Here is a 16,596-nt window from a genome sequence, read left to right as displayed (position 1 = left end):
TGTTCTGTGACATTCACTAAGTAACAGTTTTTTCATGGTTGTTGATTAAATTGTTGTCTGTCGGTGTTGGCGCGCTATATCGGTAATGGTTCTTCGGTTTATGTTCTGCCGAATTCATTATCTACTTTGGATTCTATTAATCCCGTCAAGGAACAACAGATGTCTGAATCCAATGTAGACGTTGTTGCTGAAGTATCGTTATCCGAAAGTGATCAGCTGGAAAAAATCGCAACTTTTCTGCAAGTCGAAAAAGTCACTGCCCATCCGTTTGCTGACTTTGCCGGAGCATTATCCTGGCCGATTCCACTGACGGTCGCGCAGCAAAAAGAGGCCTTGCACGCCACGAGTGTTTATCTGGACAGCCTCGATATTGTGTCGATACCCGGTGCCGGAGTACTGGACTACCTGGACGCTGACGAGCCGCTTTCAAATGCGGCACTGAGTGATCCGCACTCGGCATTGGCTCGCCTTATTACCAGTCCTCGCGGGCAGGCGCTGGGGCAGGCGATCCAGACCCGCTTGAACGGAATCGCCACGGATGTCAGCGCCAGGGAATACGCAATGGCTGGCATCCATTTGAGCCTGCATGAGGGGGATATTGATCAACCGTCGCCTCGCAAAGTTGCCGGTTTCGACCTGGCCGGGGAGAAACTTTGGGGCAGACCTGTTTCGGCGGTTTTTGGCAATCTGACTGATTACCTGATCAAGGAACGTCTTAGTAGCCGGAAACTGGCTGGATTGACGGCGGCACTGTTGCTGCTTCGCAAGGCGCCCGAGTTTCTCGTCAAGCAGTTGCCTGCCAGTTTGAAATACGGCACGACGGCATGGTTCAACCTGAGAGTCGCTGCGCGAACGATTGAGGCTCACACACCCGGAAAAGTGGCGTATATGACGTTTGCCCAAGTCATGGCCAGTGCAGAAAGCGCTGCGCGGATCGACTCGCAAGTTGCGCCGCAAGTCAATGCCGCCGCCCTGGCAGATTGGGGCGTGGTCAGCGGCGTATTGCAGAAGAATAATGATGAACATTACCCCCAGGACGAGTTGGAAAACGTCAAGACACACTACAACCGGCAACTCGCTGACCGCCTCAATGCTTCGATCCTGTTGAACAGCGAACTTCCGAGCCGCAAAGCCATCGCGAAGCACAGACTCAAGCAAAAATTCAAAGGCGACATTCCTTTTGAAGAGCGGCTGCTGCAACAGCCCACTGTGGCCGCTGTTGACGGTGCCTTCTTGTACCCGACCCTGAACGGTCGATATTCGCTGCTCGACATCGCCATGATGGGAGGCCCTCCCTACTATCAATGGACGACCCGCGATCCTCGCTTGCAGCCGCTGCTTGACCAGATCAATGCGCCGCTGGAACTCGGTGTAGTCGACGCCTTCCAGACTCAATTCGAGAGTGCCGTCAGTAACATCAAGCAAGGTTCCCGGCTGCTGGTTAAACATCTGCTCGCCGAGTTGCCTCTGGAGGACAGGAGAAATCTCGAATACGGCCAAGTCTCTTTTTACCAATACAAGACTTACCGTTTGAGTATGGGCTTTTTCGGCAAAAACCTGACATCCACACACGGCACCCTGCGAGTGAAAGTTGATCTGGGCCATGAGTCGAAGCTTTATGAGATCGATCTCAAGCAAGGCGTTATTCATACCCGCAGCTACGATCCAGAGGAGGTGACGGAACGCACCGATGCTTTTGTTCCGAGCATCCAGTACACCATCGAGCCGTTCAAGCTGGCTGACGAGTCGAAGGCCGGGAAGCTCCTGCCACAGACCGCAAACAGAACTTCGGTGCCCGCCAGTTACTCGAGCGAGAGGACCGAGCTGATTGCCGACGCCTTTGTTGAACATCTCGATCTGGACAGCGAGGCCATTCTGAAGGCCGCCAGTGGCCAGACTACGCAAGACCGGGAAAACGCAGCGGTGCAGAAGGTTATTGATTTCGTGGTCGACCTGATCCCGTTCAAGTCGGCGATCACCAATTTCGTCAAAGGCAACTATTTCGACGGTGCGATGGATCTGTTTTTCGATGTATTGGGATTCGTGACTGCCGGTGCGAGTGTTGCCGCGAAATTGGCCAGGATAGGCGTTTCCACGGCATCAGCCATCAGCAAGACACTCAAGGCTGCGAGAATAATTGGCGCGGTGGTGATTACCGAACTCAACCCGTTGACCGCTCTGCGCGACGTGGGGGTGGGAGTTACCCGGCTTGTCGGTCACGGGCTCCAATTCATCGGAAGGCACGGTCTGCAGCAAATCATGAAATTACGCAAGGCGATGGACCTCAGCGAATTGGTGCAGATGTTGCGTAAAGAACACGGGCCGACGCTGATCGGTGCCTGGAAAATAAACGGACTAAGTGTCGACGGCCTCGGTGTGCTGAAAAACGAGCAGTGGTATCACTACAATCCGCTGAGCAATCGTCTTTATGGCTCGCCGGGTGATTTCCGGCCCAAGCCTGGCCGCTTCGCACTGGGCGGATTCGACAATAACGACTTCAAGCGCTTCACTTTTAAGCCAGCGGAACTCAGTGGACTTGAAGCCAATGCCCACGGTATTTATCGCAGTGCCGATGGCCAGCGCTTCTATATCCGCAACATCGATGCAACCGGCAAGGAAGCGGTGTATGGCATCAGGAATGATTTCAATCTGAAAGTTGATTTAACGGACGTGGTGATTGTTGATCCTTTGAACAATCGTCCCCACGGTCCCCGACTCTGGCAAGTCGCGCCGGATCAATGGCAGCCAGTTTCACTGCGCGGCGGCGATCTTCCGCCGGGGGCGGCAGACGTCCCGGCTGGCGAGATTGTTGATGAAAGTGCCAGTGTCAGCCATCAGCTCGTATACACCTCAAGCAATCCGCTGCGTCCGGACCCGGCATTTGTGCGCGAGCGGCTGCCCAACGGTTTATGGGAGCCCGTTATCGAAGCCGTCACTAAAAGTGAAGTTGAGCACTTGGCGTACGATTGGGGTGAGTCTTCCCTGATGCAATATTCGTTTCAGCTCACCAGCATCAATGAAGCGTTGTCGCCAGCGCAGTTGAGCCGGTTTACGGTGGCAACAGGGTTGTTGCAGCCGGTTCGAGTCAACTACAGCGACGAGATCACGAAACGACTGGTCAACAAGCAGGGCGGTTCGAGTTTCGCCTTTGTCATGGAACGCATTCAGCCCGTCAATTCGCCCCGGGCTGAATTCAATGCACTGAAAATTCATGACCCCAAATTCGGCAAACTTCCGCAACCATCGAATGCCGTGGTGGGTTATTGGGCAGCGCAGGGAGGCTATGTCGATATCCCGATCCATCCCAAGTGGGGCGAGCCCGATCATGTATTTACGCCAGGCTTCGGTGGCTGTTCGTTGGTGGTCGATCAGTTGGACGCCAGTCGCCTGCGGGTACGGCATGTCGAGGGAGGAAAGGAACTCGCTCAATACAACGGCCTCGCCACTCATGAACATGGCTTGGGTCTCAGCGCGTCCATGGAATATCCGGACTATGGATTGCGCGTGAATGCAAGCGGACAGGTAGACTCGAGGATGGTGGGTTTCGCCTTCATGAAGTACGACCATTCGGCGCGGTCCTGGAAGTTGCATTTCCAGATCAGCGAAGGCGCTGCAACAATCGTAAAATATTCCTCGGCGAAACCTGGCTGGATAACGCGGCCGGACACATTGGTCGGCGTCCACCCCAATTCCAGAGTTACCAAAGTGGTGACCAGACCGGTGCTGATCATTGATACGGTGGGCGCCGGGTAATGTGACGCTGCACCATCCTTGTGCAATACTCGCCGCCATTTTCGGTGGCGAGTTTTCCTACTTGTGCCAGTTGATCCAACGGGTCTGCTGGCCTTCTCGCGACAACTCCCGCTGAATCTTGTGGTTTATAGAGTGAAAAATCCTGCCTCAGGCTTTTTATACTGCACGCCCCGCTGATCTTGCAGGTTCTCTTGCAGGACGCGTCTGCCCACGAGGCAGGCGCGGTTTCACAGCAGCCAAGGCTTATCGGCCGACGCTTCGACACTCGGTGGTCATATCCAATAACAAGACGAGGTTGTCCCCCTATGCCAACTGGCAATCACCTGCCTCACGGCGACACCGCTCAGGGCGGTCCGCTCAAACGCGAACTTGGCGAACGGCATATTCGCCTGATGGCACTCGGTGCCTGTATTGGCGTCGGTCTGTTTTTAGGTTCCGCCAAGGCCATCGAAATGGCCGGTCCGGCGATCATGCTGTCTTACATTCTGGGTGGTCTGGCGATCCTGGTGATCATGCGCGCCCTCGGCGAGATGGCCGTGCACAATCCGGTCGCCGGCTCGTTCAGTCGCTACGCCCAAGACTACCTCGGCCCATTGGCGGGCTTCCTCACGGGCTGGAACTACTGGTTCCTGTGGCTGGTGACCTGCGTCGCGGAAATCACCGCGGTGGCCGTGTACATGGGCATCTGGTTTCCCGACGTGCCGCGCTGGATCTGGGCCCTCGCGGCGCTGATCAGCATGGGCTCGGTCAACCTGATCGCGGTCAAAGCCTTCGGTGAATTCGAGTTCTGGTTCGCCCTGATCAAGATCGTCACCATCATCGCCATGGTCATCGGTGGCGTCGGCATCATCGCCTTCGGTTTCGGTAATGACGGTGTGGCGCTGGGGATTTCCAACTTGTGGGCCCACGGCGGCTTCATGCCCAACGGCGTGACCGGCGTGCTGATGTCGCTGCAAATGGTCATGTTCGCCTACCTCGGTGTCGAGATGATCGGCTTGACCGCCGGTGAGGCGAAGAACCCGCAAAAGACCATTCCTGATGCGATCGGCTCGGTGTTCTGGCGGATTCTGCTGTTTTACGTCGGCGCGTTGTTCGTGATTCTGTCGATCTACCCGTGGAACGAAATCGGCACGCAAGGCAGTCCGTTCGTGATGACCTTCGAGCGTCTGGGCATCAAGACCGCCGCCGGCATCATCAACTTCGTGGTAATCACCGCCGCGCTGTCGTCGTGCAACGGTGGCATCTTCAGCACTGGGCGCATGCTCTACAGCCTGGCGCAAAATGGCCAGGCCCCGGCCGGTTTTGCCAAAACGTCGAATAACGGTGTACCGCGTCGTGCGCTGTTGCTGTCGATTGCGGTGCTGCTCTTGGGCGTAATGCTCAACTATCTGGTGCCGGAGAAAGTCTTCGTCTGGGTGACCTCGATTGCCACCTTCGGCGCGATCTGGACCTGGGTGATGATCCTGCTGGCCCAGCTGAAATTCCGCAAAGGCCTGAGCGCCAGCGAACGTGCCGGCCTCAAGTACAAGATGTGGCTGTACCCGGTCAGCTCGTACTTCGCGCTGGCTTTCCTGGTGCTGGTGGTCGGCCTGATGGCGTACTTCCCGGACACTCGCGTGGCGCTGTATGTGGGACCTGCGTTCCTGGTGCTGCTGACGGTGTTGTTCTACGTGTTCAAGTTGCAACCAAGTAACGTGACACAAGGTGCTGCGCGTTCGGCGTCTTAAGTAAAAAACGCTGATACAGCCAAGCCCCGATCGCGAGATCGGGGCTTTTTTGTGGGGGCTGGTGCCCCCCGACCACTGGTCTGAAACAGCGATACAAAACCGCCGTGGCCGCTCAAAGCTTTATCACACACCGCTCCCCGCGCAGTCGTGAACAGAGGCGCCGCCATGAGGATCAGCGATTTTGTCGTTCGCGAGCTCGGTCGTCGCCAGGTTCTGCTGTTCTTTGTGCTGGCGACCGGGTTGTATGTTCTGCCGTTGATCCTCGCCGACTTTCCTTACATCGACGACAACTGGCGCGCACTGGCCGCCGGTAATGCGTGGGCCGGTTACGGGCGGCTGTTTGCCGACTGGCTGTATCAGGCGTTGACGTTCACCGGCGCTGCGCCGGATGTCTTCCCTTTGCCTTTGCTGCTCGCCACCTTGGCGATGAGTCTGGCACTGACCCGGCTGACGTTTCACTACTTTGTCGAGCCGACGCTGGCCTGTTGTCTGGTGCCATTGCCGCTCTGGTACAACCCGTTCCTGCTGCAGAATCTCTCCTATCAGTACGACGGGCCAAGTATGGCATTGAGTCTTGTCGCGATGATCTACGCGATCACCTTTCACGGCGCGACTCGGTTGCAGCGCTGGCTGATACCGGCGTTACTGATTGCACTGGGCACAGGGTTGTACCAGATCAGCGTCAACGTCTTTCTTGGCTTGTGTTGTGTGGAGTTGCTCAGGGCGTTGCACCGGCAAGTATCGTGGACTGAGGTCTGGGGTTTGCTTGGCGGCAAGCTTGCGCAGCTCGGTCTGGGCATCGCGATCTATGGCGTCACCGCGTATCCGTTCATGACAGCCGGGCGCTATTCAGAAGGGCTCGATGGGGCAGGGCATCCATTCCTGCAGATCGGCACGAACATGGGCCGCGTGCTGGAAAAAACCACGCTGTTGTTTCACGGCGGATATCTTTGGGTGTTTGCCGCTTTGGTGCTTTGTGCGTTCTTGGGGCTGGCCCGTCTCGGTCGTCTGGATCGGCGCGCAAGTCATGTGATCCTGGGCCTGACGGTTTTTGCTGTATTGGTGCTACTGGTGCCAGGTATCACGCTGCTGTTTCGCGACTTCAACGAGGGCGCGCGCACGTTGATGGGGTTTGGCGTGCTTCTGGTGTGTTTGTTTTATCTCAGCCGTCTGGCGCTGGCGGCGCATAACCGTTGGTTGCCCTTGCTGCTGATCATCCCGCTGCTGGCGACGTTGTCGCTGTCGTTTGCCTACGGCCGCGTGTTGAGCATGCAGAAAACCTTCGCCACTGCAGCCCTGTACAGCCTCGGTCACGACATCGCCACCCATCGCGAACTGCGAGAAGCCAAGCGTATATACCTGTCGATCAACTACTCCGATCGCTGGCTGGCCAGCGCCGAGGGATCGTTCAGGCAACTGCCGGTTTTGCGTTATCTGCTCAATGTCGACTACTACATGCTCGCGGAAAACCTGCCTTCGGTGGGCATCACCAACGTGGTTGCCGAACGTGAGCGCCGCAATGCCACGCACGTTGGCTATCTGCAATATCCAGCGCTGGTGGAAAGCCTGTATTACCGCATTTATCTGCTCGGCGATTACGGGTTTATCGTCATGAAGGAGCCGCCGCACGGGCGGTTGTTGCAATGGTGAGTGCTGATTATTCGTCGGGAGGAACGCGCCAGTCTGCGGTGCAGACCGGCGCTTTTGCCGTTATGCCGCGGCCACTTCCTGCGGCTCGAAACTGTCCGCCCGCGCCATCTGCCACATCCGCGAGTAAAACTCGCCATTCACTTCCCCGGTAAGCAATTCCCCCGGTTTCAAGAACACGTGCAACTGCGAGAACAACTTGATCTCGGTCGCCGACATGCGCCGCACCAGATGTTTGGCCGACAGTTGTGATGGATGTTCAAGCCCGGCCGCTGCGAGCATTTCCGCCAGAGCCTTCAAGGTGTTGCGGTGGAAGTTGAATACACGCTGGGCCTTGTCCGGCACCACCAGCGCACGTTGGCGCAAGGCATCCTGAGTCGCTACGCCGGTCGGGCATTTGTTGGTGTGGCAGCTTTGCGACTGGATGCAGCCGATGGCGAACATGAAACCGCGCGCGGAGTTGGCCCAGTCGGCGCCGATGGCCAGCACGCTGGCGATGTCGAAGGCGCTGACGATCTTGCCGCTGGCGCCGAGTTTGATCTTGTCGCGCAGGTTTAAACCGACCAGGGTGTTGTGCACAAACAGCAGGCCTTCGCGCATCGGCACGCCGATGTGGTCGGTAAATTCCACCGGTGCGGCGCCGGTGCCGCCCTCCTTGCCGTCGACGACGATGAAGTCCGGGAGGATGCCGGTTTCCAGCATGGCTTTGGCGATGCCCATGAATTCCCACGGGTGGCCGAGGCAGAACTTGAAACCGACCGGTTTGCCGCCGGACAGCTCTCGCAGTTGCTGAATGAACTGCATCATTTCGATCGGCGTGGAAAACGCGCTGTGGCGTGACGGCGAGACACAATCTTCGCCCATCAGGATGCCACGGGTTTCGGCGATTTCCTTGGTGACTTTGTGCTTGGGCAGGATGCCGCCGTGGCCGGGTTTGGCGCCTTGGCTCATCTTGATTTCGATCATTCGCACTTGCGGGTTCTGCGCTTGGGCGGCGAAGCGTTCCGGGTCGAAACGGCCGTCGCTGGTGCGGCAACCGAAATAGCCACTGCCCAGTTCCCAAGTCAGGTCGCCGCCATGTTCGCGGTGATAGGGGCTGATGCTGCCTTCACCGGTGTCGTGGGCGAAGTTGCCGAGTTTCGCGCCTTGGTTGAGTGCGCGAATGGCGTTGGCGCTGAGCGAACCGAAGCTCATCGCCGAGATGTTGAACACCGAGGCTGAATAAGGCTGGCTGCACTGCGGGCCGCCAACGGTGACGCGGAAACTGCTCGGGTCGCTCAGCGGTGCCGGACGCATCGAGTGGCCGATGAATTCAAAACCGGATTGATAGACATCGATCAGCGTGCCGAACGGTTTGTCGGCGGTTTCGTTTTTCGCTCGCGAGTAGACCAGCGAACGTTGCGCGCGGGAGAAGGGCAGGGCGTCGCTGTCGGACTCCAGCAAGTACTGGCGGATCTCCGGGCGGATGCCTTCGACCAAATAGCGGATGTTGCCGAGGATCGGGTAGTTGCGACGCACCGCGTGCGGGCTTTGCAGCAGGTCGAACAGACCGATCAGGCTCAGTACGCCGGTGACGGCGGTGATTGGCCATAGCCAGTCATGTTCGAGGAACGGCAGGCTGGCGAGGGTGAACATCACACAGACGGCAAAGAAGGCGTAGCGGCTCAGGAGTGACAGGCTCATACGGTTTCCTTGGTTCGGACTCGGAATAATCAGCGAAGATTGAGGGATAGACACATTCCCTTGTAGGAGTGAGCCTGCTCGCGATAGCGGTATATCAGCTACGAATGATTTGACTGACCCGACGTCATCGCGAGCAGGCTCGCTCCCACAAAAAGCAACTTCACCAAACGATCAGGCGTTTTGTGCCTGAAGAAATATCGAAAACAGCTCGGACTGGGATTTGATCCCCAGCTTGCTGTACATGTGTTTCTTATGGACTTTCACGGTTTCTACGGAGATTTCCAGCTTACGGGCGATTTCTTTGCTGGAGCAACCGCTGAGCATCAAACGTCCGACATCCAGTTCCCGGGCGGTCAACTGCGCGCCCTTGAGTTGCTGCACCGACGCCTCCAGTTGCACCCGCCAATCGGTCGGCGCGGGGGCGGTGGCGAGGGCCACGGTCTCGTTGATTTCATAAGGCAGGCGCTGACGCAACAAGCCCAGCACCCAAGGATGGATCAATGACAGCAAGGCGATCTGTTCGCCAGTGAAACGTTTTTCACTGCCCAGCGACAGACACAACGTGCGCTCACCTTCGAGCTGACAATTGAACTGGATTTCGTCCGCCACGACATTCAGACGAAAGTATCGCTGGTAATACTCGGTCAGTTCGAAATGCTCCGGCGCCACTTCTGACAGGCGATACAGACCGGTGCGCGTTTGCTCACGGCAGGCGATGTAGAACGGGTCAAGCAGGTACAGGCCACGCAGATAATCCTGAAACAACGGATCAGGGCTGCCGTCTGCGCCGGGGCATTCGGCGAAGACTTGCGGGTGTTGATCGGCGCTGAACAGCAACGCCACCCAGCTATCGAACGGCACGTACTGGTCGAGCAACCGCACCAGTTGCGCCCAGAAATTCGGCTTGTCGAGCGCGTCGATCAGTTGCCCGACGGCGCGGTGCCAGGTGATGTCGTCAAACGAAAGTGTCATCGATCTACCCCTATCGGGTTACCCCGGCCGCGTAATTCCCTGGCCGCTCGCTTGCTGCGCATACTGGCCCACAGACAGCCACCGGGCAATCTTTCCGCGCCCGTCGCTCAGCACAAGGAATTCCCATGAAAGTCGAACTCGCCCAACTGGCGGGCCGTGACAATGCCACGGCCTACAACCTCGAACGCGCCCTGGCGGCGATTGCCGCGTGCGCGGCCGACACGCAATTGATGGTGTTCCCGGAAACCCACCTGATGGGCTTCCCGACAGCCGAAACCGTGGCGCAAACCGCCGAATCCGTCGACGGCCCGACCGTCAGTGCGGTGCTGGCCGCTGCGCGCGAACGCAACATCGCCGTGGTGATCGGCATGGCCGAGAACGACAACGGCCATTTCTACAACACCACGCTGCTGATCACCCCTCAAGGCATCGCCCTGAAATATCGCAAGACCCATCTGTGGGCGTCGGATCGCGGCGTGTTCGAGGCCGGCGACCGCTATGCCACGTGCGAGTGGAACGGTGTGCGTATTGGCCTGTTGATTTGCTACGACATCGAGTTTCCGGAGTCGGCCCGTGCCTTGGCGCAAATCGGTGCCGAACTGTTGATCGTGACCAACGGCAATATGGATCCGTACGCGCCGACACACCGCACCGCGATCATGGCCCGCGCGCAGGAGAATCAGGCCTTTGCGTTGATGGTCAATCGCGTGGAGGCGGGGGATGACGGTTTGATGTTTGCCGGTGGCAGTGCGTTGGTCGATCCGCTGGGGACGCTGCTGTTCGAGGCCGGGCGTGAGGAAGGGACGTTCTGCGTTGAACTGGATTTCGCGCGGTTGGAGATTGCGCGCAGGGACTACCGCTATCTGGATGATCAGCGTTTGAAGTTGCCGGGGGAGGTGCTGGAGCGTGGCGATGGTGTTCGCGAATTGTTGATTCCACGTCGTTGACCGCTGCCCTCACCCTAGCCCTCTCCCAGGGGGAGAGGGGACTGACCGAGTTGATTATCCGAGGTACGCCGACCTGCAATACCGAGTCGCACTGAGGATTTGAAACTGCGAATCAAACTCAGGATTTGAAACTGCGAATTCAAGTCGAGCTCAGGATCTGAAACCCCTGGAGATCGGCTCCCTTTCCCCCTCTACCCCTTGGGGGCGGTCCGACGTTTCGGGAGGGCTGGGGTGAGGGGGAAAAACTTCAAGTCGAACAAAAAAACCAGGCAACACCAGAACAATAAAACCAACCCGAAAACATTCGCCGAACCCGGCTCTGCCATAAATCCAATAACATTCGGAGTAAGTCGCCCATGGCTCGTTTGCAACGCACCCTTTCATTAGGGTCGGTGGTGCTGTTCGGCATCGCCTACATGACGCCGATCATTGTCCTCGGCACCTTCGGCATCCTCGCTCAATCCACCGCTGGCATGGTGCCCGCCGCGTATCTGGCGGCGCTGGTGGCGATGTTCTTCACCGCCATGAGCTACGGGCGCATGGCCGCCGCGTTTCCAGTGGCCGGTTCCGCTTACAGCTACGTGCGCAAGGCGATCAGCCCGAAACTGGGCTTTATCGCCGGTTGGGCGGTGTTGCTCGATTACCTGTTTCTGCCGATGGCGATCTGGTTGATCGGCGCGGCTTATCTGGCCTCGGCGTTCCCGTCGATCCCGCAATGGCTCTGGGTGCTGGCGTTCATCGGCATCACCAGCGCAATCAACATCATTGGCCTGAAACTGGCCAACGGCATCAACGCCTTGCTGATGCTGGTGCAGTTTCTGGTGCTGATTGCTTTCGTCGCGCTGTGCGTGCACTACATCGGCGGCGATGCGAGCACGCCGTTGTGGTCGATCAAACCGTTCTTCAACGACGACATGCAGATGCCGCTGATCATGAGCGGCGCGGCGATTGCCTGCTATTCGTTCCTCGGTTTCGATGCGGTCAGCACCCTGACCGAAGAGACCCGCGACCCACGCCGCACCATTCCAAGGGCGATCATGTTGATCACCTTGATCGGCGGACTGATCTTCGTCGGTGTTTCGTATTTCGTGCAGATCGCGCACCCGTCGTTCCAGTTCGACAGTGTCGATTCGGCCGCCTATGAAATCGCCCGCAATATCGGCGGCGATCTATTCGTGTCGATTTTCCTCATCGGTCTGATTGTCGGCCAGTTCGCCTCGGGACTGTCGGCGCAGGCCAGCGGCTCGCGACTGCTGTTCGCCATGGGCCGCGACGGCGTGCTGCCCAAGTCATTTTTCGGCACCTTGCACGCGCGCTTCGGCACACCGGTCAACAGCATCCTGCTCTGTGCCGTGGTGGCGTTGCTGGCGCTGAAACTCGACGTGACCACTTCGACCTCGTTCATCAACTTCGGCGCTTTCCTGGCGTTCAGTCTGGTCAACCTGTCGGTGATCTTTCATTACTGGATCGGCGGCGAGAAAAAAGGTCCGCGCGAGTGCCTGCTGTTTCTGGTTTTCCCGTTTATCGGGCTGGTGGCGGACTTGTGGCTGATGGTCAGCCTTGATCATCTGGCGGTGTATCTGGGGCTGAGCTGGCTGGCGATCGGCGTGGTGTACCTGGCGGTGCTCACTGGTGGTTTCCGTCGGCAGCCGCCGGAGATGGACTTTCAGGAAACCACCTGAAGCGCCCTCAGGCAGCGGGCCGGTTCTGGCGCATCGGCAATTCGACGCGAAAGGTCGTGCCGACGCCCGGTTCGCTGCGTACGGAAATGTCGCCACCGTGCTTTTTGACGATGCCGTAGGACAGGGACAGGCCCAGCCCGGTGCCTTGGCCGACGGGTTTGGTGGTGAAAAACGGATCGAAGATTTTCTGCAGGATGTCCGGCGCAATCCCCGCGCCGGTGTCCGCGACTTCCACCCAGGCCGTGTCTTGTTGCTGCCCGGTGCGCAGGGTGATGGTGCCGCGCTCGGGGCCCATGGCCTGCGCCGCATTGACCACCAGGTTCATGATCACTTGATTGATTTGCGACGGCAGGCACTCGATGTCCGGCAGGGGCTGGTACTCCTTGATCAGGTCGGCCTTGTACTTGAGTTCGCTGGCGACGATGTTCAGGGTCGACTCGATGCCTTGTTGCAGATTGGCCCACTGCCATTGCTGCTGGGTATCGACCCGGGAGAAATCCTTCAGGTCCTTGACGATCTGCCCGACCCGGCCAATGCCTTCCTTGGATTCGCGGATCAGCACCGGGATGTCCTCGAGCAGAAAATCCAGGTCGGCGTCTTTGCGCAATTGCTCAAGCCGCGCCACGGACTCACTGTCTGGCATTGGCCCAAGCGTCTGCCAGGCGTCGAGTACGCTGAGCAATTGTTTGAAGTAGCCGTCCAGCGTGCCGAGGTTGGAGGAGATAAAGCCGATCGGGTTATTGATTTCATGGGCCACGCCCGCCGCCATTTGCCCCAGTGAGGCAAGTTTTTCCGACTGCACCAACTGACTTTCCAGTTGCTTGCGCTCATCGATTTCCCGCTGCAATTCTTCGCTGGCCTGCTTGAACTGGGCCGTGCGTTGATCGACCAGATGTTCCAGGTGATGCATTTGCAATGACGCGCGTTCGGTCATCTGCCATTTGGTCAGCAGGGTGTTGGCCATCTGCTGCACTTCGATGTTGTCGAACGGCTTCTTCAGAATCAGCAAGCGGTCATGCGCCTGCAGACGCTCCAGCAGTTCATCCCAGGAATAATCCGAGTAGGCGGTACAGACCACCACTTGCAACTGCGGATCCTGCTGCCACAGATGCTCGATGGTTTTCGCGCCGTCCCAGCCGTCGGGCATGCGCATGTCGACAAAGGCCAGCGAGTAGGGGCGTTGTTCTGCCAGGGCCTGCATCAGTTTGCCCAGGCCCTCTTCGCCGCCATAGGCGGAATCGAGTTCGAACAGTGGGCGCTGGGGGCGTGTCTGGGCACCGAACAGTGCCGCTTCCATCTCGTCCAGTTCCACGGACTGCGCCGCCGGCGGCGCGAGAATCTTGCGAAAGTCTTCATGAATCGACGGCATGTCGTCGATCAGCAGAATGCGGCGGTTCGACAGCTCGCTCATGCGTTCTCCGTGACGCTGATCAGGGGGATCTGCAAGGTGAACAGCGCACCCTGGCCAGGGCCGTCGCTGTGCGCGGTGAGGTGGCCATTCATCTCGATAGCCGCCAGGGCGCAACTGTGCAGGCCGAAGCCGTGGCCTTCCTTGCGGGTGGTGAAACCGTGGGCAAAGATTCGCGTCATGTTTTCCGGCGCAATGCCTTCGCCGTCATCCTTGACGCTGATCTCAAGGAAATTGTTATCGACGATCCTGACCGCCAGGGTCATGGTGCGGGGGCGGTTGCTGAGGTCGGACATGGCGTATTTGGCGTTGCTGATGAGGTTGATCAGGATCAGCAGCAATCGGTGTTTGTCGCCCATCACCTGCGGCACTTCGGCGTACTCCCGGACCACCGTGACGTGGTGGCGGGTCAGGGCACCGGCGTTCATGCGCAACGCGTCTTCGAGCAATTCGTTGATGAACAGCGGTTCGGTCATGCTGTTGGCGCCTGCATAGGATTGCTGGGTGGCGACGATGTCCTTGATGTGATCGACGCTTTTGTTCATCTGATTCAATTCGTCGAGCATTTCCTGTTGTTCCTGGGCAATCGCGACCACCAGTTGGTTGAGGTAACCGGGGAGCAATTTGCCTTTGGCGTCTTCGCTGAGGAACGCGCCGAGGTCATCCGGGTGTTCATTGATCAGTTGCATGGCCTTGCCCAGGCCTTGGCTCTTGCTGTTGCGCAGCTTGCGCGTGATCAGGTCGCTGGAGATGTTCACGCTGTTGAGCACGTTGCCGACGTTGTGCAGCACATTGGTGGCGATTTCCGCCATGCCGGCCTGACGTGCCGCGTCGAGCAGTTCGCTCTGGGCGTCCTTGAGTTCGCGGGTGCGTTCTTCGACCCGTTGTTCCAGCGCATCGTTGGCCGTTTGAAGCGCATTATTGACCCGGTTGATTTCGGCGAAGCTGCCGATCAGGCGGATGGCCAGCCACACCAGCGACAACATCAACAGCACCGAAAACAGCAGCAGGTAGAAGTGGTATTGCCGGTCGACCTGATCGGCGCGCTGCTGATCGTGATCGAGCATGGTGGTGATGTTGTCGAGGCTGTCAGCCACGGGGATGTTTTCGATGTTTTCGAGCAACTGGTTGACCAGTGGCTGTTCGCGAGCAATCAGTGAGATATGGCTGCTCAGGATTTTGATCGGGGTCTGAAACGCCGGCGGCAGGCGTTGTGCATTGACCTTCAGCTTGTTCAGGCCGACCTCGATGTCGGCGGCCCGGTCGTCGGAGGTGACCTGGGCGAACTCAAGGGCGCTGAGCAGCAAGTCGTAGGTATCGGTGATGATGTTTTGCAGCTGCAATTTATCGAAGTCCGACAGGCTCGCCAGTTGCTGCTGGATGTCGTCTTCAGCGGTGGGTAAAAAAGCCAGGGAGTTACGCAACAGCGCGTTGTGCGATTTGAACTGTTCGACCAGACGGGTCTTTTCCTGCATCGCCTGCAGGAAACGCTCGTGAGCTTCGTTCCATTGCGCCGAGTCTTTACGCCCGTGCCCGGACTCGATCGCTTCGAAGCGCGCCCAGAGCCGGTTCATTTCGTTCATCGGCGACACCAGCGGATCGTAGTTGTGGGTGAGCGCCACTCGCGCCTTGAGAATTTCGTTTTCCCACAGCGAGTTCTGCTGTTTGATCTGCCGGATCAGATCCCGTGATTCGGTGTACGTCATGCTCTGGTCAGAGCTGGATTTCAAGTACAGAAACAGCAGAGTCGAGGCCAGCGCCAGGGCGACCAGGGTCAGCAACAACAGGCTGCGTCGCCGCGAGATGTTGATCATGGCTTGTCTCTCCCTTGGCCGGTGAGGGTGGTGAGAAACAGAATGATCAGTGTTTTGTCCTCTTCACTCGGTAAGCGCCCCAACTGGTACCGGAACATCACATCCACAGCATCTTCGAGGGTGAGCGCCGAACCGTCGTGAAAGTACGGCGCGGTGATCGCGACATTGCGCAGGCTCGGCACCTTGAACACGGCCCGGTCCGCTTCGTCGCCGGTCACGTTGAAACGTCCCTGATCGGCCACGGTCGGGTTGCCGCGATCGACTATGTAATCGCCGAACACGCCGAACTTCTGGAACATGTTGCCGCCGATGTTCACCCCTTGATGGCAGGCAATGCAGCCGTATTCCTTGAAGCGCTGGTAACCGTACTTTTCCTCCAGAGTGAGGATGTCGGTGTTGCCGAGCAGGTATTGATCGAAGCGTGAGTTGGGCGTCAGCAGGGTGCGTTCAAAACTGGCCAGCGCCTGCTGGACATTGGCCTGGGTCACGCCGTCCGGGTAGGTGGCGGCGAAATCACGACGATAGTCGGGGTCGTTGCCGATGCGTTCGATCACGGTGCGCCAGTCGCTGCCCATTTCATGGGGGCTGGTGATAACGACATTGCTTTGTTCCTCCAGCGTTTTGACGCGGCCATCCCAGAACTGACGAAAGTTGAGGGCCGCGTTGAACACGGTCGGTGTGTTGACCGCTACCGGTTTACCGTCGAAGCCCAGTGACAAGGCGCGGCTGTCGGCCCCGTTCTTGTCGAGTTGGTGGCAGCTGGCGCAGGACAGCGTGTTGTTGATCGACAAGCGTGGCTCGTGGAATAACCGTCGACCGAGTTCCACGCGCCGGGCATCCTGCTGCGGCACTGCGGGCAACGGTTTGAGCGGCTCGTCCAGTGGCTCGGCACTGGCGCCGACGCAGAGTCCGCACAGCAGCAACGCCATGGCGTGGTGGAACAGGCTCATCGGCAAATGTCTC

At 58.3% G+C, this 16,596-nt stretch carries 10 protein-coding genes; 5 read left to right on the top strand and 5 right to left on the bottom strand.

All coding sequences use genetic code 11. The annotated features are described in order from the left end of the window. Positions 1-159: 159 nt before the first annotated feature. The 3 genes from AC3IUF_RS23970 to AC3IUF_RS23960 all read left to right on the top strand — a co-directional run bounded on the left by AC3IUF_RS23970 (position 160) and on the right by AC3IUF_RS23960 (position 7,130). The gene (locus AC3IUF_RS23970; protein WP_489279498.1) at positions 160-3,753 is read left to right on the top strand and encodes a hypothetical protein; all 3,594 of its coding nucleotides are present in this window, start codon (positions 160-162) and stop codon (positions 3,751-3,753) included. 305 nt (positions 3,754-4,058) lie between these two features. Beyond that, positions 4,059-5,480, top strand: a complete 1,422-nt coding sequence (locus AC3IUF_RS23965; RefSeq protein ID WP_007916772.1) for an amino acid permease — start codon at positions 4,059-4,061, stop codon at positions 5,478-5,480. A gap of 165 nt (positions 5,481-5,645) precedes the next feature. After that, positions 5,646-7,130, top strand: a complete 1,485-nt coding sequence (locus tag AC3IUF_RS23960) for a glucosyltransferase domain-containing protein (protein ID WP_489279496.1) — start codon at positions 5,646-5,648, stop codon at positions 7,128-7,130. Positions 7,131-7,190: 60 nt separating this feature from the next. Here AC3IUF_RS23960 and AC3IUF_RS23955 read toward each other — a convergent pair whose 3' ends face one another. Together AC3IUF_RS23955 and AC3IUF_RS23950 are read right to left on the bottom strand one after the other, a co-directional pair. Beyond that, complete coding sequence (locus AC3IUF_RS23955; RefSeq protein ID WP_007949595.1) at positions 7,191-8,810, bottom strand: FMN-binding glutamate synthase family protein; 1,620 nt, start codon at positions 8,808-8,810, stop codon at positions 7,191-7,193. A gap of 171 nt (positions 8,811-8,981) precedes the next feature. Next, a complete protein-coding gene (locus AC3IUF_RS23950) occupies positions 8,982-9,782 on the bottom strand; it encodes a helix-turn-helix transcriptional regulator (protein WP_489279495.1) in 801 nt (266 codons plus the stop codon). Between the two features lie 125 nt (positions 9,783-9,907). Between AC3IUF_RS23950 and AC3IUF_RS23945 the strand changes: the two genes are divergently transcribed. Then, positions 9,908-10,729, top strand: coding sequence for a carbon-nitrogen hydrolase family protein (locus AC3IUF_RS23945; RefSeq protein ID WP_414917046.1), 822 nt, complete (start codon positions 9,908-9,910; stop codon positions 10,727-10,729). Positions 10,730-11,085: 356 nt separating this feature from the next. Continuing rightward, positions 11,086-12,411 carry an APC family permease gene (locus AC3IUF_RS23940; protein ID WP_489279494.1) on the top strand — a complete coding sequence of 442 codons (1,326 nt, stop codon included), beginning with the start codon at positions 11,086-11,088 and terminating at the stop codon, positions 12,409-12,411. A gap of 7 nt (positions 12,412-12,418) precedes the next feature. On the opposite strand, the gene AC3IUF_RS23935 is transcribed toward AC3IUF_RS23940, so the two are convergent. From AC3IUF_RS23935 to AC3IUF_RS23925, 3 genes are read right to left on the bottom strand one after another with little or no spacing between them, the layout of a single operon-like run. Continuing rightward, positions 12,419-13,822: an ATP-binding protein gene (locus AC3IUF_RS23935; protein WP_489279492.1), complete on the bottom strand. Its 1,404-nt coding sequence runs from the start codon at positions 13,820-13,822 to the stop codon at positions 12,419-12,421. Beyond that, complete coding sequence (locus tag AC3IUF_RS23930) at positions 13,819-15,633, bottom strand: DAHL domain-containing protein (protein ID WP_095112354.1); 1,815 nt, start codon at positions 15,631-15,633, stop codon at positions 13,819-13,821. The genes AC3IUF_RS23935 and AC3IUF_RS23930 overlap by 4 nt, the downstream gene beginning before the upstream one ends. Then, positions 15,630-16,583, bottom strand: a complete 954-nt coding sequence (locus tag AC3IUF_RS23925) for a cytochrome-c peroxidase (RefSeq protein WP_007916758.1) — start codon at positions 16,581-16,583, stop codon at positions 15,630-15,632. Before AC3IUF_RS23925 ends, AC3IUF_RS23930 begins: the two co-directional genes overlap by 4 nt. Positions 16,584-16,596: the final 13 nt, after the last annotated feature.

This window comes from Pseudomonas sp. KH_040, from assembly GCF_057839305.1.
This window is presented reverse-complemented; position numbering and strand designations above follow the sequence as displayed.

Bases quoted from the DNA above. Each gene is read 5' to 3' on its own strand.
- AC3IUF_RS23970 (WP_489279498.1), top strand. From the start codon at position 160: ATGTCTGAATCCAATGTAGACGTTGTTGCTGAAGTATCGTTATCCGAA.
- AC3IUF_RS23945 (WP_414917046.1), top strand. From the start codon at position 9,908: ATGAAAGTCGAACTCGCCCAACTGGCGGGCCGTGACAATGCCACGGCC.
- AC3IUF_RS23930 (WP_095112354.1), bottom strand. From the start codon at position 15,633: ATGATCAACATCTCGCGGCGACGCAGCCTGTTGTTGCTGACCCTGGTC.
- AC3IUF_RS23925 (WP_007916758.1), bottom strand. From the start codon at position 16,583: ATGAGCCTGTTCCACCACGCCATGGCGTTGCTGCTGTGCGGACTCTGC.
- AC3IUF_RS23960 (WP_489279496.1), top strand. From the start codon at position 5,646: ATGAGGATCAGCGATTTTGTCGTTCGCGAGCTCGGTCGTCGCCAGGTT.
- AC3IUF_RS23950 (WP_489279495.1), bottom strand. From the start codon at position 9,782: ATGACACTTTCGTTTGACGACATCACCTGGCACCGCGCCGTCGGGCAA.
- AC3IUF_RS23940 (WP_489279494.1), top strand. From the start codon at position 11,086: ATGGCTCGTTTGCAACGCACCCTTTCATTAGGGTCGGTGGTGCTGTTC.
- AC3IUF_RS23955 (WP_007949595.1), bottom strand. From the start codon at position 8,810: ATGAGCCTGTCACTCCTGAGCCGCTACGCCTTCTTTGCCGTCTGTGTG.
- AC3IUF_RS23965 (WP_007916772.1), top strand. From the start codon at position 4,059: ATGCCAACTGGCAATCACCTGCCTCACGGCGACACCGCTCAGGGCGGT.
- AC3IUF_RS23935 (WP_489279492.1), bottom strand. From the start codon at position 13,822: ATGAGCGAGCTGTCGAACCGCCGCATTCTGCTGATCGACGACATGCCG.